Below are 22,914 nucleotides of genomic sequence, written 5' to 3'. Positions count from 1 at the left end.
CATCCATGTCATCGGAGCGATGATGCACCCTCATCACTCCGACGTTGCATGGAAGGCAGACGACCGTGGCCACACGGGAAGAGGCCAGATGGGGGTCCATCGGCGACGCGGTACCCGCCACCACCGGGCAGTCTGCTCGACCTCCTCACCATGACCGAGCGGAGGAGACCTCGGCCAGCTGGTAGACCATGTTCCCCCAACCGACGCTGAGCCGCCCGGTCACCTGACGACCGGCCCGGGCGAACAGGTCCCGCCACTGGGCATCGGTGCGCATCCCCGGCCTGCCGAGCGCGAACTCGATGAGCCCGTGCCCCAGGTCATGCGCATCGTCCTCGTCGTGCTCGCTCGCGACATCGGTGAACACGAACACCGCGCCAGGGGCCCGCCCCAGGATGTGCAGGGCATCCGCATCCGGCACCTCGTCCAGCACTCCGAGCAGCAGCACCGCGTCGAAACCCTCCGGGATGCCGAGCGGACTGCCCGGGACGGGGGTCACCCGCGGATGATCGACCTGCATCACCTCCAACTGGCTGGGGGCCGCCAGCACCGCGACCTCGAGGTCGTCACGGGCCGCGACCAGCGCCGTCGCCACGACCCCGGCCGCGGCACCGGAGATCAGCAGCCGCCCGATCCCGGCGAGCAGGGGACTCGACGCGAGGGTCGCGGCGTAGTAGCCGGCCTCCTCCTCCGCGACCATCACCCGGGAACTCGCCAGTTCCCGCGACGGTTCACCACCGAACCACCGCTCGGGGTCCCCCACCCCGGTGCGCACCGCCGCCAGCAACGACAGCAGCCCCGCCAGTTCGTCGTGGGCGATCGCCCAGTCCAGGTTCGTCATCGCACGCGAGTAGTCGTCGGTGAGCAGATCACCCATCCCGGTCAGCCCGTACCCGCTGTCCTGGTGCTCCAGCAGCCCGACGGCGGCCAGGTAGCCCGCCAGCAGGGCCACCCCACGCGGGTCACACCCGATCCGCCGCGCGAGGACCTCCACCGGCAGCGGCCCGTCCGTCAGGGCGTCGAACACACCCACGGTGACCCCGACCCGCACCGCGAACCCGGGAACCAGGTCGCACAGCTCATCCAGCTCGTGCTCGTCGCTCCCCTCCGGCTGCGGGATCGCCGGGTCCTCGACCGAGGCCACGACCTTCGTCCGCCGCCAGTACCCGGTCACCTCCACCGCGTCGCGCCCCAGCTGCTTCTCGTTGCGCAACCAGCGTCGGATCGGGGTGAGGGTCAGCGTCTCCCCCGCCACCCAGGCGAACACCGATCCCGGCCACCAGTCGGCTGCCCGGATCGCGTCGAACAGCAGGTCCGTCGTGCCGGGGGCCGCGCCGTGGCGGCTCAGCCACGTCACCTCGACCCCGTCGGGCACCACCAGGTCCTGCCGGTGCGAGTCCTCGGCGACCTCGATGAACACCTGGCCCCTGGCCCCGTCGGGCCACTGCTCCAGCCACCGGCCGATCGCGGGCAGCGCCGTCTCATCACCCGCCACCAAGGTCCAGTCCACCCCCTCGGGGTGTCCCGCCGACGACTTCGGACCTGCGACGTGGATGCGCTCGCCCGGCTGCACCCGGCCGGCCCAGGTGGAGGCCACCCCGACGCCGTGCCGCACGAAGTCGACGTCCACCTCACCCGCCACCGGGTCGAACCGGCGCACGGTGTAGGTGCGGAACCACAGCTTCTCGTCGTGGGGCCACACCAGCCGCCCGTCACCCTGGGTCGGCAGCAGGGGTTCGGTCAGGTCGGGGTGGGTGAAGAACAGCTTGAACTCGTCGTCGAACCCGTCGGAGCGGAACGCCCCCACCTCGAACCCGTTGTCGGCGACGTGCGCCGTGAGGCCCTCACCGCCGAGGGTGACGCGTCGCATCCCCGGGGTGACGTCGCTGACCCGCAACACCTCGAGTTCGCGGATGTGGATGGGGTAGATGTCGATGCTTCGCAGTGAATGTGCCATGTCAGTCCTCACGTGTCGTGTCGTGGTCGGTGTCGAGGGGGACGACGGTCGGGGAACCCGTGACGGGATCGGGGACCACCAGGCACTCCAGCCCGAAGACCTCCCCCACGAGGTCGGCGGTCAGCACCTCGTCAGGCGCCCCGGTGGCGACCACCGCACCGTCGTGCATGACGATGAGGTGGTCGGCGTAGCGGGCCGCCTGGTTGAGGTCGTGCAGCACCACCACGACGGTGTGTCCGTCGCGGTGGAGCCGCCGGAACAGGCCCAGCAGCTCGTACTGGTGGGCGATGTCGAGGAAGGTGGTGGGCTCGTCCAGCAGCAGCAGTCTCGTGCGTTGCGCCAGGAGCATCGCCACCCACACCCGTTGCCGCTGCCCGCCGGAGAGTTCGTCGACGAGTCGGCCGGACAGGTCCGTGGTGCGGGTCGCGGCCAGGGCCTGGGCGACGGCGGTCTCGTCGTCGGGTCCCCACTGCCGCAGCCATCCCTGGTGCGGGAACCGGCCGCGGGCGACCAGGTTGGCGACCCGGATGCCGTCGGGCGCGATGGAGCTCTGCGGCAGCAGCCCCAATCGTCTGGCCACCTCCTTCGCCGGGTGGCTGCGGATGTTGGCACCGTCGAGGATGATGCTGCCGCTGCTCGGTCTCAGCACCCGCGCCAGGGCCCGCAGCAGCGTCGACTTGCCGCACGCGTTCGGCCCGATGATGGCGGTGAACGAGTCGGCCGGGATCTCGACGTCCAGGTCGCGGGCCACGACGTGGTCGTCGTAGCCGATGGTGGCTCGTCGCGCCGCGAGTCGGGTCATGGTCACAGTCCCCTCCGAGTCTGTTGCACCAGCAGGACGATGAAGTAGCAACCACCCAGGCACACCGTCACCAGGCCGACGGGGATGGCCCGGCCGATCATCCCGAGTGCCACGGAGCAGCAGTGGGCCAGGCTGAGCAGCGCCGCCCCCGTGCAGGCGGAGGCGCTGAGGGCGACGCTGGGGGTACGGGCCAGGCGTCGCGCCATCTGCGGGGCGGCCAGGGCGATGAATCCGATGGGGCCGGCGGCGGCGGTGACGACGGCGGTGGTCGCGACCCCGAGGACGATCAGCAGGAACCGGTCCCGGGTGAGCCGCACCCCGTGGGCGACGGCGGCGTCGTCGCCGAGTTCCTGCTGCCTGAGCGACGGTGCCAGCAGCGCCACCGCGCCTGTCAGCAGGACGGCGAGGATGATGACGGGGGTGATGGTGACCCAGCTGGAACGGCTGAGGGTACCCGCGGCCCAGAACCCGACGGACATCGCGTCGCTCACATCGGCACGGGTGATGAGGTGGGAGTTGACCGAGCCCAGCATCGCGGACAGGGCGATGCCGACGATGATGAGCCGGAACCCGAGCAGGCCACGCCTGAAGGCCAGCGCGTGGACCAGCAGTGCGGCGACGAGGCCACCCAGGATGGAGACCGCCGCGATACCCCAGTGGTCGCGGATCCGGAACACCAGCATCGCCACCAGCACCGCGGTGTGGGCCCCGGCGTCGAAGCCGATGATGTCGGGGGAGCCCAGCGGGTTGCGGGTCAACGACTGGAAGATCGCCCCACCCAACCCGAGCAGTGCCCCGAGGACCAGGGCGGCCAGGGCGATGGGGAGTCGCCATTCCACCACGACGAGCCGGGTGAACTCGTCACCGCCACCGGTTGCGACGGTGACCACCTCAGCGGGGGTGACGGGGAACTCCCCCAGCCCCATCGCGAGCACGACGAGCATCACGGCCGAGGTGGCGAGCCCCAGGTTCACCCCGGCACTGCGCAGCGCGAACCGTTGCCCGGCGAGGGTGCGGTGGGCGTAGCCGAAGTCGATCACAGGCCACTCACCCTCCGCCGTCGGACCAGGACGATGAGCACCGGGGCACCGAGGATGGCGGTCACGATGCCGACCTGCAGCTCACCGCTGGGCACGATGACGCGGCCGAGCACGTCGGAGAGCACCACGAGGACGGGGGCCGACAGTGCGGAGCAGGCCAGCACCCAGCGCTGGTCGGGGCCGGTGAACCACCTGACCACGTGCGGCACCATCAGCCCGACGAAACCGATGCCGCCGGTCAACGCGGTGGCGGTCCCGGCGAGGAGGGTCACCGCGACGACGCCGAGCACCGCACCCAGGGCCACGCCCGCCAGCACGAGGGTGACGGGGGAGGCATCGAGGCGGCCACCGCTGCCGATGAGGTGCACCAGAACCGTCGTCACCAGGGCACCGGCCATCGCCCACCACATGAAGGCGGTGTGACCGGCGGCCCCGAAGCAGGCCACGCCCAGGGTGACGGCGAATCCGGCGCCGGCGTTGACCCCGAGGATGCCGGTGTCGGCCAGGGGGTTGCGGGTGATGGCCTGGATGAGGGCCCCGGCGATCCCGTAGGCGATGCCGACGACGACCGCCAGCACGGTCCTGGGCACCCGGAGGCTCCACACGATGACCGATGCCTGGGAGTCGTCGGGGTGGATGAGGCCCCGCCAGGTCTCGCCCAGGGGATGCATGGTGGAACCGACCATGAGGCTGAGCAGCAGCGAGAGCAGCAGGGCGGCGAGGATGAGCAGCAGCCCGAGGCCGCGACGCACCCGGGGCGCGTCCTGTCCTGCCATCCGTTGACCTTTCCCTGTCCGACCACCGGCCTTCCAAGTTAGCCTTCCCTTACCCGGAAGGTCGTGCAGGATCCGTCACGAAGCAGGTACTTTCCGCCTGCTCCACGCCTCGCGCCAGGCACCGTGCGCCCCCGCGCCTTCTTTCCCGTCCCGTTTTCTCACCGTCGCCACGAGCACGAATCGCGGGTGAAAGACGCCGGGCCCGTCGACGTTGAGCGGGCTTTTTGCCCACGGTTCGTGCTGTCCCCTTCCCTTTTGTCGCTGGTCGAGCCGAGACCGGAGCTTGCTGGAGGCCGTGTCGAGACCTCTGGCACATGGTGCTGGGACGTGAGGCGGGAGGAAGCCTCGTCGAGGTCCTCGTCGTGGGCACGAATCGCAGGTGAGGACGGCAGGACCCCGCCGGGTTCCACGACCAGGCAGAACGGCGATTCACGACCAGGGAGGACGCGGGGTGGACGTGAGAGAAGGGGTGGAGCCGTCGAGCGAGGGTGCCCGACTCACCGGACGTGGCTGGGCGGAGCGCTCGCCGGAAGCGCTGGCACGGGGTCGCGGGATCTGCCACGATGACCGGGTGAACCTCGCCGAGATCTTCGCCGCCGACCCGCCACCGACCTCCGAGAAGGACCTCCACGACCTCATCCTCGCCCGGCTCGACGCGATGTCCGCCGAGCGCACCGCCGTCGTCCAGGCGCTGAAGAAGGCCCTCCTCGACGACTCCGACGCCCGACCCACCTGGCACCAGGCCACACCACGCCGGGAGTGGCACCAGCCCGGCCCCTTCCCGATCGGTTCCCCTCACGAGGGCGACGGCTGGGGCGTGGTGCTGCTCATCGAACTCGGCGCGACCCCGGCCCAGGTGGTGAAGGCCATCGGTCGGCTCTCCTCCAGGTACGGCAGCGAGCGGCTCCGGCCCGACAGCGTCGCCGAGGCCCTCACCGCGCAGCCCCGCGACTGGGCGGAGCGGTTCGTCGCGAGTGCCGCCACGAAGAGCGCCCCGGCCGACGCGTGCTGGGCGGCCGACCTCCTCATCGAGCACCACCACCTCCCCCTGCCGGAATCCCCGACGTTGTGGATCAACTGGCTGAGGGACGTGCCGGTCCCCGGCCCGGGTTACCGCTGGCAGGAGCGCCTCCTCATGGCCTGCCGCCTGCCCGACGCGCTGCAGAACACCCACGACGGCAGCATCGACGAGCTGGCCCCGCGCATCCGCGAGGCCCTGGGCGACGACCTCCGGGGCGACGAACTCGTCGTGGCTCTCCTGGCGGTCATCGAACGTGGCGAGTTCCACGCCTGGCAGCGCAACGCGGTGGACTGGATCGCCGGGCTCGGCCTCACCGACCTCGTGGCCCGGCACAAGGGGATCGCCATCCCGGCCGTCCACAACGCCCGCACCAAGGCGCTGACCTTCCTCGTCACCCAGCTGCTCAAGGCGGAGCTGACGGATCCGGAGCTGACGGAGGTCGCGTTGGCGGTGCTGTCGGGCACCAGCAAACCGCTGCGCCGCACACTCCTCGCCGCCTGCGCCCGCATCACCCGACCCAGCGACGAACTGGTCGCGATGGTCGACGTCGCCGCAGCCGACGACGACCCCGGCATCGCCCAGGCCGGGAAGGACCTCCTGGCCGCCTGGGGCCGTGACGCGACGGCGACCGTCGTCCACGGGCTGTGGCGGGAACCCACCGGGGCCGCCCCCGAGCCACCCGCCTGGCAACCACGGGTGCTCGACGAGCCGTCCCTCCACGAGACCCTCCTCGGCATCACGTGGAGCCTCGACCCCGAGCCCTCGGAGTTCCGGCTGGCCGAGCTCGTCATCACCGCCGCCGCACGCGGCCGTGACGTCGTCGTCGACGCCATCCGCGCCGACATCGAAAGTCCCAGCAGCATCAACCTGTCCCTCTTGAGATTGCTGTGGCTGTGGGCCAACGACCACCTGGCGAACCCCCTCGAAAGCGACCGCCCCGGCGACCCCCACACCAGCTATCCCCTCGGGGAGCTCAACAACCAGCGGGTGCTCTCCCTGCTGGACGGCCTCGGCCGGGTCCCGACGGTCCTGTCCACCCCGGACGAGGCGATGATGCGGCTGTCCTGGCAGGCTCTCCAGGACCGCGTCGCCCAGTACCGCGACGCCGACTGCGCGGCCCTGGCAGCGGATGTCGCGGTGACGCTGGGGAGGCTCGACCCTCAGGCCGCCCCCGCCGACCTCTCCCCCTTCTCCCTGCCCATCGAGGGCGTGGACTCCGGCCTCGACGAGGTGCTCGCCGCCTGGCTGACCACCCCCGCAGCTCCCCCCAGCCTCGAGATCCAGGACCCTCCCCAGGAGGATGCGCGCCCCCGCCTGGTGGCCCGCGGGAACGAGGCGACGACCCACCGCCTGCTCGGGCTTTCCACCGCCTGGGACGAGGACTACGACTCCGGACACAGCGGGGCCAGCGGTGAGGAGGACTGGACCCTGGCGCTCATGCCGCACCATCTCCATCGCCCGGAGACCAACATCGTGGCCGAGAACCACGGGTTCTGGCCGGCGTTCGTGGGGACGTTCGTCAGCGTCGCCGAGGTGTCGTCGCGCTTCTCTCCCCTGCTCAGCTTCGCCGCGCTCTCCACCGCGTCGGACATTCCTGCCGATCAGCGTGCGTTCATGGCGCGGGCGCTCCTCGAGGCGTGGGACCGGGGCGCGGTCACGGCCGACGACCTGGTCCGGGCCCTCGACCACGACCTGCGCGACGGCTGGCCGCTGTCCCCGGCGAAACTCGCAGCCACGTGCCGGCAGGTCGCCGAGCTCGGCGGGCTGGCGCTGGTGTGGCCGCTGCTCGTGGCCGTCGCGGAGGAGGTCGCCGGGGCGGAGAAACTGACGGCCGCCGTCGGCACCGTGCTGGAGATCGTCCTCGCCCTCCTACCCGAGGTCCAGGCCGCCGGGGTTCCGGTCGCCCTGCCCACCGTCGCCACGCTCGCCGCCCGCAAGGGCAAGTCCAAGGCCATCGCCGCCGCCCAGGCCCTCACGAAGGCCCTCCGATGAGCACCTGGCGGACCGAGCGGTTCACCCAGCTGCTCGACGAGACCACGTGGCGCGACCTCCCCGAGCGACTCGCCACCCTCGACGACGAGCGTGCGGGTGCCGCCCGGGGCCTGCCGAAGGCGCTCCCCGCCTTACGGAAGGCCGTTGACAGGTCCGGACGTCCCGACCGGGGACTGAATCTGCTCCTGGCCGTCGTCCACCTCGACGGCACGGTGCAGCAGGCGATCACGTCCACCTCGTCGTGGTGGTTCCTCAGGCTCTCCCCCGAGCAGCTGGAGCTGGTGCGTCGCGAGTTGGCGGCGCGGGGCAAGGACTGGGTGGCCGCCTTCGTCGAGGTGGCCCTCGACGAGATCGCGTTCAACCCGCCCTTCGTCCGGGACCTGCTGGCCGACGTCGGCCTGCCGCAACCGCACCACCCGGGCCTCCTCATCGACCCCGGCTTTCAGGCCGACTGGCCCAGCCCCGGCCGCGCCTGGGAACGCAACTTCCTTGCCACCTGCTCCTTCCCCGATCTGTTGACCACACCGTGGTCAGCCACGAGGACGCAGGCGGAGTACCACGATCAGATCCGGCACCGTCTCGCGGAGCTGCGGCAGGTCGAGCCCTGGGACGACGAGACGCTGGCCGCCGCGCTCGTCGAGGCGCTGGGCCGCGACAAGGATCCGCGTCCCGCCATCACCTGGTTGGACCTGCTGGACCTCGGGCACCTGCTGGGCCCGCACCTCGATCGGCTGCTGACGCTGCTGCCGCAGCTGTCCGGGGCTCCCGCCACCTGGCTGCGCACCACGCTGCTCGGTCTGGAGCTCGACGACGACCAGGTCAGCGTCCTGGCACTCGACACCCTCGTCAGACGCGAGAAGGGGCCGAAACTCGCGGTGCTGGAGCGCCTCCGCTCCCTGTCCTCCCCGACGGCGGACCTGACCGGAACCGTCGCCGCCCTCCTCGACGACCGATCCCCCGACGTGCAGCGGGCCGCGCAGGCGCTGCTCGAGTCCTGGCAGGAGCCGGCGCCGACGACACCGGCACCGGAGCTGTGGCGCGCGCCGTCGGGACCTCCCGCGGTCGTCGCGGCCGCCGAGAACCCGGAGCTCCCGATCCTGCTGCAGGGGCTCTGCGCCTATCCCCACCCGTTCCCCGTCGAGGTGGACCGGGTCCTCGACGCGCTGGTCGCCGCCGCCGACGACGACGGCGCCGAGCAGGTTTCCGCCTTGGTCAGGCGGGAGTTCGACGGGCGCCGTGCCAGGCATCCGCTGTGGACGGTCCTGGACCACTGGAGCCGGGGCCGCGACCCGATGGCCGGGCTGCGGCTCGGCCCGTTCCAGCAGGTGGCGGCGCTGCGTGCGGCTGACGTCGTGGCACGGCTGGGGCGGATCCCCCGCCTGCTGTCGACGACCCACGCGGATCGGCCGTGGCTGGAGATCGGGGAGGTCGCCGCGCGGGCCCGTGATTGGGCGGAGGCCGGGGAGCCCCTGATCCGCTCGGATGTCGCCGTCGCCCTGTCCCGGCTGGACCCCAGGGAGCCGGGCGAGTGCCCGGCGGTTCCTCTCGACGGCGGGGGCAGCCTCGCTGACGCCGTCGCCCTGTGGCGGGCCGACGGCTGGGAGGCGGCGGAGCGCAGTCTCGTCCCCGAGTGGGCCGGTTATGCGCCACCCACCCATTTCGGTTTCGAGGGGGAGGCGGTGTGGCTGTGTCCGGCGCGACTCGGCCCCGTCATCCGGCGGATCGACACCGATCTGGGTCAGGACCGGACCGGGGAGGCCGCCGAGCGGTGCGCGAGGGCGGTGGATCTGGCCCGCCCCGTCACGGGGGCGCTGGCCGGGTGTGCGCTGCGGGTGGCGGCAGCCGTGCCCACCGGGCTGCGGGAACTCGTCGCGGCGGCCCTGCTCACGGCCTGGGATGAGGAACGTCTCGACGGGGCGAGCCTGGCCGCCGCCTGGCCGGGCGACGGCTCGCTGCCGGTGGCGCGGATCGTCTGGCTGCTGACCCGGATCGCGGACGAGGGCGGGCTGGCCGGGGTGTGGCCGCTCATGGCGGTGATGGCGGAGCAGGTCGCGGGGGCTGACCGGCTCCCACCGGGCGCCGCGCCCCTGCTGGAACTGGTGGCCCGCCTGGCCCCGTCGGTCCCGGAACCGACGGAGCTGCCGAAGGTCGCGGCACTGGCTGCCAGTGGCGCCAGGTCGAAGTCGGCGGCAGCGGCCCGGGCGATCGTCAAGGCACTTCGGTGACCCCTTGGCCGCCTGAGCGGTACCGGCAGCTCGCCTCGTCGGGGACCAGCGACGAGTTGATGGCCACCATCGAGGCCCTGGGGCCGGAGGAACGACGGGCTGCATCCGCTGGCCTTGACACTGCCATCCCCGCACTCGCCGATTCCCTGCGTGAGGGGACCTGGCTCAGTCCGCTGCTCGTCGTGCTGCTGCTCGATGGGTCTCCCCGGCAGTTCCTTCGGATTCTCGCGCGGGGTGGTCATTGGCTCGCCTGGGAAGTTCGCCACCATCCTGAACAGTTGGCTGTCCTCGCTCGCGTCGCTGTGTCCCGAGGGGCCACGTGGGGAGCTGGGTGCGTCGCCGACTCAGGACGACGCCATGACTCACATCACGTGGTTCTCCTCGACGAGCTGATCGTGGCCCACGACCTCGCGCTGCCCGTGCGCTCCAGTTTCTGGCGGGCCTGGCTGGGCACGAGGGAGCTGGCCGTGCCACGTCCACAGCGACGTTGGCAGGAGCACTACCTCACTGCTTGTCGCCATCCCGAAGCCTTCTCACAACTGCCACAGGAACCTTCCTTGGCTTCGATCATCGCTGAGGCGCTCGCGGCCCTCCATGCTGTCGAGCCCGTCGATCATTCGAGACTGGAGGCAGCAACCGATGAGGTTCTCAGCATGGTGCGACGACGAGACGCCCGACAGTTCGCCCTGACCTGGCGGAAGGCATTGACCACCTGGAGGAGCAGACCCTTCGGGCCGGGGAGGAGCGACTGACGTCTGCAAGGTGCACGCCCCGGGGCGAAGTCGGCGGCGGCCAGGGCGATCGTCAATGCTCTCGCCAGGCGTGTTTGACAGATACCATTGACAACCGTAAGATAGGAAACAATAGTCCCCCCGCTGCCTCTCTCCTTCCACGGTGATGCACCCTGCGGGGGTCCTTCTCTGTTGAGGGCTCATCCATGACGGTTCCACCATTCCTCACCACAGACCAGCAGGTTGAGGTTTAGTCAAAATGTGTTCTTGTAGAAGTGGAGTGCGAGTACCGTGGTGATTGTTTCGGTGAGTGTTTTGAAGGGTCTGCGGTAGTCCGTGTGGAGGATTCTCCAGGTTTTGAGGTTGGCGATGGCTCGTTCGATCTTGTGGCGTATCGTGTTGACTGATTTGTTGAAGTTCTTTTCTTCTTCGGTGTGTTGGTGGTTCGGTTGCGCTCGGACGGGGGTGATCATGCCGAGTCCGATGTATCCCTTGTCCCCGATGAGTTGTCCCGGGGTGATGTGGTCGAGCAGACCGGTTGCTCTGAGGGCTTTCGTGTCATGGGTGCGTCCGGGCATCGGGTCGGAGACGAAAGCGAGGCGCCCTGTCAGGTCGCATGCGACCTGGACGTTGACCCCAGTGGTCTTGTGCTTGCCGGAGAACAGTTCTGGCATGCTGCGCCATGACCAGGTCGGCAGCAGGGTACCGTCGATGATGAGTGGTTCGGTGGGGTCGAGGTCCTCGACCGTGGGGGTGTGGTCGGTCAGGATCTGACCGAGGATCGGGGTCAAGGACACGATGTTGCGAGAGACCGTCTTCTGCGACACACCGAACTGGTCAGCGATCGATGCCTGGGTGCGGTTGGAACGCAGGTAGATCAGGACCACGACAACACAGTCACGCAGACTCAACACTCGTTTCCTTCCCACCCGGGAGGCAGGCACCTCCACCACCTCATCAACACGTGCGACGATGTCATCGATCTGCTCGTCATGGAAACCTGTGCTAGAGTACATGTGAAGGCTCAACTTTCTATTGACTGTGTTGCTACTGTCAATTGTTCCGGAAGTTGAGCCTTCCTCACGTACATGACACGCGTAATTCTTCAATTCATCTTCACATTTTGACTAAGCCTCCAAGTCCGACAAGCCCCCTTGGTTGATGCAGTCCTGGGCGAGGTCCTGGACACTTTGTTGGAAATCCACGTCGGGCTCGGAGGCATTCACAGTCAGCTCGACCGGCGAGAATCGATGAAGTGGCACATCCCCGTCAGATTGGACCTTTTTCTTGACGTCAACATGAACGAACTTCAACGGCTCCTCGCCTGTGAATTCGACACCGACCCGGATGTCATACTCACCGCCGCCGGTCGCGGCCGCCGTCTCGCGCACCAGTGCCATGAGATCTGCAACAGCGCATTCGATGGCCGTGGCTTGGACCTGCCAGCCTTCCAGGCATACACCTGAAAAAGTGGGATAGCCCCCAACAATGCAGGCGATCGTGACTGATCCGTCGTGGTGGATGCTCGCCCAAGCCTCCTTGAACTTTGAGCCCGCGTTTTTCGCGCTGTTCACAGCGACCCAGCGACGCAACCCTGGGCGTGGATTCAGCTGGTCAACGCTCTCCAACGGGTGAAAGACGCTGCCTACATAAGACTCGGCAAGCCCATGCGCCTTCCCGAGAATACCGCGGGCATCGTCACGCGCGAGACGACTACCGACGCGAGGCAGGCGCGGGTGGGCTACTCCGATCAGCCACGCACGATTCCCTGAGTCTCGCCCAGCCGCTGCTTCTCTGTACAGCACATCAAGGGCCTCTCTGGCATGGCGGCGTTCATCGAAACGCGCGCGATACATCGCCTCAATCTGACGTTCCTTCATCCACACCGTGTCAGCATCGTTCCGAACGGGTGCGCCAAAGCATTCCCCCCTGTATATGAGGTGCGGCACATCGATGCTGGCAGGCACCTCGACGACGACGGCACGTTTCTCTCCTGGGGAACCGAGTCGGATCACGTTCAGGCCGAACACGGGTGGGGTGATCGCAGTGATCGCAGCACTACGAAGCGACCTCTCGTAGTTCTCATCGAACTCTCCCACATCGACGCGCTCAGTCGCCTTCTTCTGCGCCTCCTTCACCCCGAAGACGATGACGCCGCCGCCACTGTTCGCCATGGCTGCAACGTCCTTCGGGAAGTCGCCCTGCTTCAATTTGTCCTGAGGTGGGAGCTTCGACTTCCAATCCAGATCGGCAGTCTCAGACACACCCGTCGCAACCGCCTCATCGAGGAGTTCATCCGTCAACGGACCAGGAGCGCGCCCCAAAACGCGATGAAGGGCAGTGAAACTCATGCCACAAGAATAGCAGTGATCACCCACAATGAACCAACCCAGGGTTCCTGTTACCGTGATGCCCCACGCACCCAGATCGCCACCATTGGGTCAGGACGATCCGACCCCTGTGTTCTTCGCGTCGGCCCTCAGTCGAGGTCGACCATGGCCCAGCCGTTGACCAGGCCCAACGCCACGCCTCCCCCGGGCACCGCGCACACGTCGTGGACCATGTCCTCGTCCTTGCCGCGAACGGGGTAGCTGATGCTGACCGGGTCGAACCAGCGGCCGCTCATCGGGTCGAGGACATGAAGTTCCCGGCCGAAGAGGCAGACCCACCTCCGGGCCCCCTCGGCGTTCGTGCACGGCAGGACCCGCCACAGGTCAGCCGCCGGAGGGTCCACGCTGAGCAGGACCTCCCCGTCGGACAACCGGCGCGCCTGGAACAGGCCGCCATCCACCACCACCGCGACCGACCCGAACCCATCAGCCTCCGCGAGAACGAAGAATCCGGACGCCTCCCATGCCTCCAACGCCTCACCGGCGAGCAGGTTCCGACGTTCCAGACGGCCGCCGCTGTACGTCGCGGCCAGGCAGGGGGCTCCCGCCGCATCGACAAAACCCAGCACCTCCTTCTCCCCGGGCACGAGGGCGTCCTGGTCGAAGTACCTGATTCTCGGCATCACAGGCGAAGTCTATCGATAGGGTTTTCGGGCATCAGTGATGCGTTTTCGGGCAAACATGCCCGAAAACTCCCTGAAATGACATAACGTGACTCGACGGGTCAGGGGTCAACGGGTCGGGGTGGGTGAGGCGGATTCGGCGGCCCCGACGTTCTCCGGGGCGACCAGTTTGTAGCCGCGACCCTTGACGGTGAGCAGGTACCTCGGATGGGCCGGGTCCGGCTCGATCTTGCGCCGCAGGTTGAACACGTGCATGTCGATGGTGCGCTCCAGGGCCGGGCTGTCCATCCCGGCGGCCTCCTCCAGCAGGTGCGACCGCGTGAACACCCGCCCCGGATGCTCCGACAGCGTGATGAGCAACGTCATCTCGCGGCTGGTCAGGGCGACGGGGGCCCCGGCCACCCGCACCTCGTAGCGGTCCAGGTCGATGCGGAGATCACCGATGAGTCGCACCTGCTCGGTCTCGGCACGAGCGGTGCGACGCAGCACCGCCCTGACCCTGGCCATCACCTGACGAGGACTGTACGGCTTGGTGACGTAGTCGTCGGCCCCGAGACTGAAACCGAGCAGCTGATCGGCCTCGGCGGCCCGGGTGCTCAGCACGATCACCGGCACCTCCCCCAGCACCTCCAGCTGCTGCAGCACCTGCCAGCCGTCCACCGTCGGCATCATCACGTCCAGCAGCAGCAGGTCGGGGCGACGCTCCTGGATCCGCTCCAGCGCCTGCGCCCCATCCGTCGCCACGACGACGCGATGCCCCTCGGCCTGCAGATAGGCCTGGAGCAGGTGGGCCTGCTTGTGGTCATCCTCCGCGATGAGTATGTGAGCCATGTGAGTCCTTCGTGGTATCCGGGGCCCCGCCGAGGGGGGCAGGTGACGGGGCCCCGGAAGATCAGTTGTTGCGTGTGTACTCTTCCCAGAATTCAGCGACGACCTGCTCCGTCGCCTCGTCACGACCGTAATCGGTGTACTTCACCCCGTACCGACTGGTCTTGACCTCGCACTCGATGCCGCGTGCCCGCAGATGAGCCGCCAGTGCCTCCTCACCCCGGTTGTTCTCCTCGATCTCCTGCGGGGACATCGGGTTCTTCTCCCACTCGAACTCCTCCATCGCGATCCAGAGATCCACGTCGTCGAGATCCGCATCGACGCTGTGGCCATCCCCCACCTTGATCATCCTGGCCTCGAAACCCAGCGACGTCAGATGGTCGACGAGCGCCTGCACCTCGGCCTTCTCGGTCTCCGGATCGAGCGGGGGCAGGTGATCCGGTTCCTCGTGCTCGACACGCGTCACCTCCCCCTTCTCGACGAGGAAGTCCATCTCCGCGCCCCTCACCTGCGGGACCGCCCCCTTCGGGTCGAGGTAGGTCACCCCGTACCGGCTGCTCAGCACCTCGACCTCGATCCCCCGCGCCCTGAGGTACGCCGCCAGTTCCTCCTCCAGGGCGTTGCACTGCTCGACGCGCGACGCGGGCCAGGGTTCCTTCTCCCACAGGTACTCGTCGATGGCGATCCGTGCCGCGACCCCACCATCGCTGAGGCGGAAGGCGAAGTGGTCCTCCTCATCGGTGACCCTGGCCTCGTGGCCCAGGGAGTTCAGGTGCGCCGCCAGGGCCTCGGCCTCCTCCCGGGTGTCATGGAGCGACCGGTGCCGACACGAGGTCAGGTCCCACCGGGTGTCATCCTCGACCATCGGTGTCGCCGTGACCTCCGGTGCCTCGACCTCGGCGACGGGACTCACCGGAGCGCTGACCTCAGGGGTCGGGACCGTCGACGGGGTGTCCTCGGCCCTCGCCAGGTGGTGCCACACCATCGGGGTCACGACGGCGACGGCAGCGACCGCGACACCTGCCGCTGCCACACGCAGCTGTGTGTTCCTCACTGCCTTTCCTCCGTTCCCGCCCCCCTCCAGGATTCCTGGGGTCCCGCCGGTGAGGGGCAGACGCGACGGGACCCCAGAGACGTCAACTGCCGAACTCGTGGTTCGCCCAGAACTCCTCGACCGCCTCGGCCGTCTCATCCCTGTCGTGGTCGGCGTACTTCAGCCCGTAACGGTTGGTCTTGATCTCGACCTCGAAACCCTTCTTCCGAAGATGGGCCGCCAACGCCTCCGTGTCCCGGTTGTAGGCCTCGATCGCCTCGGGACGGTTCGTGTCCAGCGTCTCGTCCCACTCGAACTCCTCCTTGGCCATGAGGACGTCCACGTCGTCGAGGTCCGCGACGAGCCTGATCCCGAACTCCGTCTCCTCGATCCCGGCCTCGAGCCCCAGCGAGTGCAGGTGATCCACGAGCTCCTGTGTCCTGGCCCGTTCGGCATCCAGCTCGGCCTTCGTCGGGATGAACCAGAACAGGCCGTCCTCGTCGTACTTGCCGCGTCCCTTGGAGATCAGGAACTCCTGCTTCAGGTCCTCCAACGAGGCGGAGCCGGTCTCCACGGGGAATTCCACCCCGTCCTCGGTGGCCTTGATCTCCACCGGGATCCCCTTGCCGACCAGGTGTGCGGCGTACTCCGCCACGGCCGCGTTGTGTGCCTCGAGCTTCGGCCCACTCCACGGTTCCGCCGCCCAACGGGTCATCCAGCGGTACTTCTCGAGGAGCACGTCGAAGTGTTCAGCCCCGGGATCCGCCCCGTCGACGTGGAAGGTGAAGCTGGACTCCCCCACCGTCTTGTCCCGCAGCTCGGCGTTGACACCGTTGGCCCTGAGGTAGGCGACGAGCTCCTCCGCCTCTGCCCGGTTCCGGTAGTGCGGGATCGACATGCCGAGATCCACGATCGCGACCAGGTCCACCTCCTCCTGGACGGCTGTGCTCGACGTGGGGGCCGGTGTGGGTTCCGTGGTGGGGCTCACCGGGGCGCTGATCCTTGGGGTCGAGGTCGTCGACGGGGTGCCCTCGGCCTTGGCGGAGTGGTACCACACCATCGGGATCACCACGGTGACCGTCGCCACGGCGAGACCGGCTGCCGCAAGCCGTACTCCATTCATCACAGCACCTTCCTGTTCTCACCCGCTGTCCCCTTGTGGTCTGCCACTCTTGCACCCCTGCATCAAGACTGGATCAAGACCATGTTTGTCCCCCATCAATTTTCCTGGAACTCCCGGGTGAGGAACAGCAGCCGCTCCGGTCCGCGGTCCTCCCTGCGGATCTCGGCCATGGCTGCCTTCACCCTGAGATCCTTGAGGTCGACGTCCAGGTGTGCCGCGCCGTCGCTGCTGCTCCGCAGATCGGCCCTGACACCCTTGGCCCGCAACCGGGCGACCAGTTCCTCCAGATCCCGGTTCCGTTTCTCGACGTGTTCCGGCGACAACGTCTCATCCCGGTGCTCGAACTCGTGCAGGGCGATGGTCGTCGTCACGTCGTCGAGGTCCATCTCCGCGTACCTCACCCCGTGGGAGCTGGTCTTGACCTCGACCGTGACACCGCGTTGCCTGAGGAAGGCCACCTTCTCCTCCTCCTGTTCGTTGTGCTCCCTGATCTCCTGCGGGCTCATCGGGTCCTGCTCCCAGTCGAGTTCCTCCAGGGCGATCAGGACATCGGCATCACTCCAGTCGACCTCGAGGGCCAGACCACTTCCGACCTCCCTGACCCGCGCCCTCAGACCACGGGAGACCAGGTGGTCGGCGGTGCGTTGCATCTCCTTCCGGGTCTCCTCGTCGTCATGGGGTGGGCTCATGCCGATCTCGCCCCGGATCCGGTGAAGCGCCGCCCTGGCCTCCTCGTCGTCCTCGTCGACGACCACCTCCATGGTTCCATCGGTGATCTCGACGACGTGGGGCACCCCCTGCTCGAGCATCCGCTCGTGGAGGAGCTCCTGTTCGATCCGGGCATGCTCCTCACCGAAGATGGTGCAGGAGTCCTCGTCGGAGATCCTGACGACGTGGTCCACGTCCATCGGTCGGGGATCGGCGTGGGCCGGCCCGACCACGGGCAACGGGCCTGTGACTGCCACGACCACGGCCCCGGCCAGGGCACGACGAAACCTCGACACCGTTGTCTCCTTCCCACTCGAGGTGTGCCTCACCCCATCCCCACCGCCCCGGTCCTGTCAAGACCCGGGAGGGAGGTGAGCACTGACGTCGTCACCCCGGCAGGGGCAGGTCGACGGTGAAGGTGGTCCCCACGCCGGGGGTGGAGGCGACGGCGATGGTGCCGCCCTGGGCCCGGACCAGGGTGTCGGAGATGGCCAGGCCGAGCCCTGTGCGACCACTGTCGCGGTGACGGCTGGGGTCGGCCCGCCAGAACCGTTCGAAGACGTGCGGGAGGTGCTCGGCAGCGATGCCCTCACCGGTGTCGGAGACCTCCAGCCGGACCGCTCCCGGCAGCGTCATCACCCTCACCTCGACCTTCCCACCGGCCGGGGTGTGATGGATGGCGTTGCCGAGCAGGTTGGCCAGCACCTGCCTCAGCCGGGTCTCATCCCCCAGCACCGAGTGGATCCCCTCGGCGACGACCCGCAGCTCGACCCCCGCCGCCCTGGCGACGGGAAGATGCACCGCCACCGTCGCCGTCGCGAGCTCCGCCAGGTCGACCCTGGCCCTCTTGATGGGCAGGGTGCCGGTGTCCGCCAACGCCAGTTCCCTGAGGTCCGTCACGAGGCGCTGCAGGTGGGTGGCCTCCTCGGACAGGGAGCCGATCACCTCGGGGCTGGGTTGGTAGATGCCGTCCTGGATGGCCTCCAGGCCCCCGCCGATGGTCACCAACGGGTTCCCGAGCTCGTGCGCGATGTCCGCGATGAGCTGACGCCGGGCCTGCTCGCTGCGGTCCAGCGACTCGGCCATCGAGTTGAAGGTCTCCGCCAGGGTCCCGATCTCGGTGCGGTCGGGCACCTCGACACGGATCCCACGACCACCTTCACCCAGCTCGGTGGCCGCGGCGGTGAGGGTCCGCAGGGGTTTCACGATCCGTGTGGTCAGGACCAGCCCGGCCACCCCCGCGACGGTGATGATGCAGGTCGCGATGAGCGCGGTCTCCACCGTCGCGAGCCCCTGGAAGCTCAACGGGTCGTGTCCCTCGGAGCCGATGAACAGCTGCACCGGAGGGGCGCTGACATCGCTGCGGTGGGCCTCGATGCACTTGCCGATCGCCTTGACCACCCGCTCGTTGAACACGTCGTCGATGACCGTCGGCCCGGTCCCGGAGTTCACCCACCCGACCTCGCCCAGGGTGGGGGCCAGGCACTGCTGCAGCACATCCATGGTCAACCCCAGCTCGAGGCTGTCGTCCGGGAGGGGCTGCTGCACGGGGAGCAGACAGTTGAGGACACTGGGCCAGTTCTCGTCGCTGATGGGCTCCTTGAACGAGATGTCCGGGGCGTCGTCCCGGTAGCTGACGACGGCATCCGCGTGCAGGGCCACCAGACAGGCACTGATCCTGCCCTTCCGCTCGTCACGACCTTTCTGGTCATCGGTCTTGATGCTGATCACCGTCGGGTTCACCACCACCTCCGAGAACGGGTTGCGTGGGTCGATGACGGCCTGCGGGGACGCGTTGAGTTTTCCGGAGTCGATCCCGAGCAGCTCGTCGGAGTCGACGAAGACCCCCTCCGCCCCGGCGAGGGCGACGCGTTTCCCGTGACGCACGGCCAGGTCCTTCACCACCGGGGCGACATCGTCCCAGGAGTCGTTGGAACTGCCGTAGGTCAACAGGTCCTGGTAGATGACGGCGTCGTCACGCAGCGGCTGCTCGGTCTCCTGCTTCGCGGCCCGCTGCACCGCGAGGGAGACCGTGACGGCGGTGAGCACCACCACGGCGACGACGACGAGCGTGATGAGCGTGACGATCCGGGATCGAACAGTTCGGAACACGGCTCCAGCGTCCCACATCCGGGCAGGGACGGTCCCCTGTCCGTTCCCGGGTCACCCAGGGGTCAGTCCGTCGGGACCACGAGCTTGTAGCCTCGTCCCTTCACCGTCACCAGGTACATCGGATGGGTCGGGTCCGGTTCGATCTTGCGACGCAGGTTGAGCACGTGCATGTCGATGGTGCGTTGCAGGGAGAGGCTGTCGAACCCCGCCACCTCCTGCAGCAGGTACTGACGGGTGAAGACCTTCCCCGGCTGCTCCGCCAGCGCCACCAGCAGCGCCATCTCCCGGCTCGTCAGCTCGACGACCTCACCCGCGACCCGCACCTCGTAGCGCTCCAGGTCGATGCTGATCGGCCCCGCCTGCAGGACCCGTTCCTGCTCCGGCTGCGCGGTACGGCGCAGCACCGCCCTGACCCTCGCCACCACCTGACGGGGGCTGTACGGCTTGGTGACGTAGTCGTCGGCGCCGAGGCTGAACCCGAACAGCTGATCGGACTCCTCACTTCGGGCCGTGAGCACGATGACCGGCACCTCACCGGTCGGCCCCAGCTCCTGCAGCACCTGCCAGCCGTCCACCCGGGGCATCATCACGTCCAGCAGCAGCAGGTCGGGGCGGCGTTCCCGGATGCGTTCCAGCGCCTCCGCACCGTCCGCCGCCACCGTCACCCGGTGGCCCTCCGCCTCCAGGTAGGCCCGCAGCAGGTGGGCCTGTTTCGGGTCGTCCTCCGCGATCAGGATCCGAGACATCCGACTCCTCGCAATGTGTGGTTGGGGCCACCTCCCTCGTCCAACCATAGAGGCTCCGCCGTGGTGGGGAGGTCTCGGCTGGCCGGACGGGCAGGACATCGAGAACCGACCCGGTGAGGCCCTTGTCGCAGGACCTCACCGGGCCGGTTGGGGAAACTCCTCCACCTGCTCGGGGGGGTGGTCTGTGCAGTCACGTGGAGGAGGGGTCACTCACTCCTCGTAGGGCTGGGCCTCGGACGCGAAGAACTCGTTGATCGCCTCCTCCAGCTTCGGGTCGTCCCAGTCCCCGTTGACCATCTTCAGGCCGTGCCGGTCGGTCTCGACGGTGATCGTGAAGCCGCGGGCGGTCAGGTGGTCCGCCAGCCGCTGCTCCTCGGCATTGGCGGCCTCGATCTCGGCCTCGCTCATCGGGTCCTTCTGCCACCAGAAGTCGTCGACGGCATCGAGGATCTTGTCGTTCTCATCGGCGGCGGGGACCTCGACGGTGTTGAACTCGTTGACCACGACCTCGACGTCGAAGCCCCGGGACGCCAGGTACTTCTTCATCTCCTCGGCATCGGCCTTGGCCTGCTTGGCCACTTCCTCCCGGTCCGGCATCTGGCTGTTGTAGAACTCTTCCGTGGCCTTGATGACCTCTTCACTGATGACGTCGAAGACCACCGTCTCCACGCCGTCGACGACTTCCATCCGGTGCTCGATCCCCCGTTCGGTGAGGAACTTGTGGAACGCCTGCTCCTGGTCCTTCAGGTCCGGGGTGGCCACGCTGGCCTCGGCCGGATAGGTGGTGGACTCGGCCCTGGCCACGTCGGCGGTGAACACGGAGCCGGCGACGACGAGGGCGGCACCGAGACCGACGAGAGACTTGCGAATCAGTGACATCTGAATCACCTTCCTGGAGTTCCTGAGGGGCTTTCCCTCGTGTGATCCACCTTGCCCAGTCGTGTGTCAGGAAACTGTCAAGAAGCAGTCAGCTGTCGGTCAGATTTCAGGGAACCTCCTCCGGGGTCAGGGATTCGGGCAGGGTGATCGTGAAGGTCGTCCCCTCCCCCACCGTCGAGGCGACGGTGATGGTGCCGTCGTGGGCCTTGACCAGGGCCTCGGAGATGGCGAGTCCCAGGCCGGTGCGGCCGGCGACGCGGTGTCGGCTCGGGTCGGCACGCCAGAACCGTTCGAAGATGTGGGGGAGCTGCTCGGCGGGAATGCCCTCGCCGGTGTCGGTGATCGCCAGGGTGATGCCCTCTGCCGTCCTGCCGAGACGCAGCGACACCGTCCCGCCGTCGGGGGTGTGGTGGATGGCGTTGCCGAGCAGGTTGGAGATCACCTGCCGCAGCCGCGTGTCGTCGCCGTCCACCCAGTGGTCGGGCGCTGCGGTGGCCTCGAGCGTCACCCCCACCTTCGCCGCGACCGGGATGTGGGCGGTGGCGACGGCGGAGACGACATCGGCCAGGTCGAGGGGGAGTCGTTCGACGGTGAGCCGTCCCGTGTCGGCCAGGGCCAGTTCCCTGAGGTCCGTGACCAGGCGTCTCAGGTGGGTGGTCTCCTCCATCAGGCTGCCGATCACCTCCGGGGTCGGCTCGTAGATCCCGTCCTGGATGGCCTCCAGTCCCCCTCCGAGGGTCACCAGCGGGTTCCTCAGCTCGTGGGCGATGTCGGCCGTCATCTGCCGTCGGGCCTGTTCGCTGCGGGACAGGGACTCGGCCATCGAGTTGAAGGTCTCGGCCAGGGTCCCGACCTCGGTGCGGTCCGGGACCTCGACGCGCACGTCCAGCTCGCCTCGTCCCAGTCGGGTCGCCGCGGACGTGAGGGTGCGCAGCGGTCGGGCGATCCGGGTGGAGAGCACCATCACGGCGATGCCGGCGACGACGATGATGCACCCCACGATGCCCGTGGTCTCGAAGGTCGCCAGTCCTTCGAGACTCAACGGGTCGTGTCCTTCCGAACCGAGGAACAGCTGCACGGCCGGGGCCACCTTGGGGTGGGTCTGCTGGTTGACGCAGTCCAGCCAGGCCCGGGAGACCTGCTGGGTCGATCCTCCCGGTGACGTCGGTGCCGGTTCGGTGATCCCGCGTTCCCGCATGCACCGGTTCAGTGCTTCCTGGTCGATGTTCCAGGTCTGTTCCTCCGAGGGCAGGGGAAGATCCAGCGGGGTCAGGCAGTCGGCGGCCTGATCCCACTGGGTGTCGCTCAGCCCTGCTTCCTCGGACAGGAGCACATCCGTCAGTCCGGTCTCCTGGAGGACCGTCTCGTGGGGAATCCGGTGGGAGTCGAGGCAGGCGAGGCTCGCCTGGACGCGTTCCGCATGGACCCGACGGTCCTCCTCGGTGAGCTCGACGGGAGCATCGTCGGCCAGGTCGTAGTCGATGGGGAAGACCGCCGGGTCCTTGGGGTTGATGATCCCCTCCGGGTCGGGTCGCAGGGGTGCAGGTTGCCGGCCGAGCAGTTCGTCGGAGTCGACGATGAGCTGTCCCGCCGGGCTCTTCAACGCGATGCGTCGGTCGTACTGGGTGGCCAGTCTCTCCACGAGCGGCCCGACATCGGCCCAGGAGCTGTGCTGGATGCCGTGTTCCAGCAGGCTCTGGAAGATGATGGCGTCATGGTTGAGGGTCTGGACCGCCTCCTGCCGGGCCGCCCGTTGGACGGCGAGGGAGACCACGACGGCGGTCAGCACCACCGAGGTGACGACCACCAGTGCGGTCAGGACGACGATTCGGGCCCGAACGGTGCGGAACATGCCTACCTCCTCGGACAGCCTGCCACAGTCGCTGTCAAAAACCTGTCAAGTCGGCTCCGCCGACGTGGAGCAGCACCGC

General features: G+C 68.4%; 18 protein-coding genes. 3 read left to right on the top strand and 15 right to left on the bottom strand.

All coding sequences use genetic code 11. The features are described from left to right. Nucleotides 1–145: 145 nt before the first annotated feature. Genes EII34_RS13295 through EII34_RS13280 form a run of 4 tightly spaced genes read right to left on the bottom strand, consistent with a single transcriptional unit; the run spans nucleotide 146 to nucleotide 4,572 of the window. Entirely contained in the window at nucleotides 146–1,954 is a 1,809-nt protein-coding gene (locus EII34_RS13295; RefSeq protein WP_124845655.1) for an SIP domain-containing protein, read from the bottom strand. A gap of 1 nt (nucleotide 1,955) precedes the next feature. Then, the gene (locus tag EII34_RS13290) at nucleotides 1,956–2,756 is read right to left on the bottom strand and encodes an ABC transporter ATP-binding protein (RefSeq protein WP_124845733.1); all 801 of its coding nucleotides are present in this window, start codon (nucleotides 2,754–2,756) and stop codon (nucleotides 1,956–1,958) included. A gap of 2 nt (nucleotides 2,757–2,758) precedes the next feature. Beyond that, a complete protein-coding gene (locus EII34_RS13285) occupies nucleotides 2,759–3,796 on the bottom strand; it encodes a FecCD family ABC transporter permease (protein WP_124845654.1) in 1,038 nt (345 codons plus the stop codon). Further along, a complete protein-coding gene (locus tag EII34_RS13280; RefSeq protein WP_124845653.1) occupies nucleotides 3,793–4,572 on the bottom strand; it encodes a FecCD family ABC transporter permease in 780 nt (259 codons plus the stop codon). The genes EII34_RS13285 and EII34_RS13280 overlap by 4 nt, the downstream gene beginning before the upstream one ends. 451 nt (nucleotides 4,573–5,023) lie before the next feature. Here EII34_RS13280 and EII34_RS13275 point away from each other — a divergent pair, with 451 nt between their 5' ends. From EII34_RS13275 to EII34_RS13265, 3 genes are read left to right on the top strand one after another with little or no spacing between them, the layout of a single operon-like run. Next, nucleotides 5,024–7,585, top strand: coding sequence for a hypothetical protein (locus EII34_RS13275; protein ID WP_124845652.1), 2,562 nt, complete (start codon nucleotides 5,024–5,026; stop codon nucleotides 7,583–7,585). After that, nucleotides 7,582–9,810: a hypothetical protein gene (locus EII34_RS13270; RefSeq protein ID WP_124845651.1), complete on the top strand. Its 2,229-nt coding sequence runs from the start codon at nucleotides 7,582–7,584 to the stop codon at nucleotides 9,808–9,810. The genes EII34_RS13275 and EII34_RS13270 overlap by 4 nt, the downstream gene beginning before the upstream one ends. Then, nucleotides 9,807–10,562, top strand: a complete 756-nt coding sequence (locus tag EII34_RS13265) for a hypothetical protein (protein WP_124845650.1) — start codon at nucleotides 9,807–9,809, stop codon at nucleotides 10,560–10,562. Before EII34_RS13270 ends, EII34_RS13265 begins: the two co-directional genes overlap by 4 nt. 233 nt (nucleotides 10,563–10,795) lie before the next feature. On the opposite strand, the gene EII34_RS13260 is transcribed toward EII34_RS13265, so the two are convergent. From EII34_RS13260 to EII34_RS13210, 11 genes are all read right to left on the bottom strand, one after another. Continuing rightward, nucleotides 10,796–11,650 (bottom strand): transposase family protein, encoded by an 855-nt coding sequence (locus EII34_RS13260; protein ID WP_221620307.1) that lies wholly within the window; start codon nucleotides 11,648–11,650, stop codon nucleotides 10,796–10,798. A gap of 18 nt (nucleotides 11,651–11,668) precedes the next feature. Then, a complete protein-coding gene (locus tag EII34_RS13255) occupies nucleotides 11,669–12,892 on the bottom strand; it encodes an AlbA family DNA-binding domain-containing protein (protein ID WP_124845649.1) in 1,224 nt (407 codons plus the stop codon). Nucleotides 12,893–13,020: 128 nt separating this feature from the next. Next, nucleotides 13,021–13,554, bottom strand: coding sequence for a hypothetical protein (locus EII34_RS13250; protein WP_124845648.1), 534 nt, complete (start codon nucleotides 13,552–13,554; stop codon nucleotides 13,021–13,023). A gap of 108 nt (nucleotides 13,555–13,662) precedes the next feature. Beyond that, nucleotides 13,663–14,385, bottom strand: a complete 723-nt coding sequence (locus tag EII34_RS13245) for a response regulator transcription factor (protein ID WP_124845647.1) — start codon at nucleotides 14,383–14,385, stop codon at nucleotides 13,663–13,665. A 61-nt stretch (nucleotides 14,386–14,446) separates the two neighbouring features. Next, complete coding sequence (locus tag EII34_RS13240; protein WP_124845646.1) at nucleotides 14,447–15,436, bottom strand: hypothetical protein; 990 nt, start codon at nucleotides 15,434–15,436, stop codon at nucleotides 14,447–14,449. 82 nt (nucleotides 15,437–15,518) lie between these two features. Then, nucleotides 15,519–16,538: a hypothetical protein gene (locus EII34_RS13235; RefSeq protein ID WP_124845645.1), complete on the bottom strand. Its 1,020-nt coding sequence runs from the start codon at nucleotides 16,536–16,538 to the stop codon at nucleotides 15,519–15,521. Between the two features lie 95 nt (nucleotides 16,539–16,633). Then, a complete protein-coding gene (locus EII34_RS13230) occupies nucleotides 16,634–17,542 on the bottom strand; it encodes a hypothetical protein (protein WP_124845644.1) in 909 nt (302 codons plus the stop codon). A gap of 91 nt (nucleotides 17,543–17,633) precedes the next feature. Next, nucleotides 17,634–19,358 carry an ATP-binding protein gene (locus EII34_RS13225; protein WP_124845643.1) on the bottom strand — a complete coding sequence of 575 codons (1,725 nt, stop codon included), beginning with the start codon at nucleotides 19,356–19,358 and terminating at the stop codon, nucleotides 17,634–17,636. A gap of 62 nt (nucleotides 19,359–19,420) precedes the next feature. Then, nucleotides 19,421–20,104 carry a response regulator transcription factor gene (locus EII34_RS13220; RefSeq protein WP_124845642.1) on the bottom strand — a complete coding sequence of 228 codons (684 nt, stop codon included), beginning with the start codon at nucleotides 20,102–20,104 and terminating at the stop codon, nucleotides 19,421–19,423. 210 nt (nucleotides 20,105–20,314) lie between these two features. Next, nucleotides 20,315–20,983, bottom strand: a complete 669-nt coding sequence (locus EII34_RS13215; RefSeq protein ID WP_124845641.1) for a hypothetical protein — start codon at nucleotides 20,981–20,983, stop codon at nucleotides 20,315–20,317. A gap of 106 nt (nucleotides 20,984–21,089) precedes the next feature. Next, entirely contained in the window at nucleotides 21,090–22,835 is a 1,746-nt protein-coding gene (locus tag EII34_RS13210; RefSeq protein WP_124845640.1) for a sensor histidine kinase, read from the bottom strand. Nucleotides 22,836–22,914: the final 79 nt, after the last annotated feature.

The sequence above is a fragment of the Arachnia propionica genome (assembly GCF_003859805.1).
Classification (GTDB): domain Bacteria; phylum Actinomycetota; class Actinomycetes; order Propionibacteriales; family Propionibacteriaceae; genus Arachnia; species Arachnia propionica_C.
Note: the sequence above shows the minus strand (reverse complement) of the source record. Positions and strands in the feature narration are given on the sequence as shown.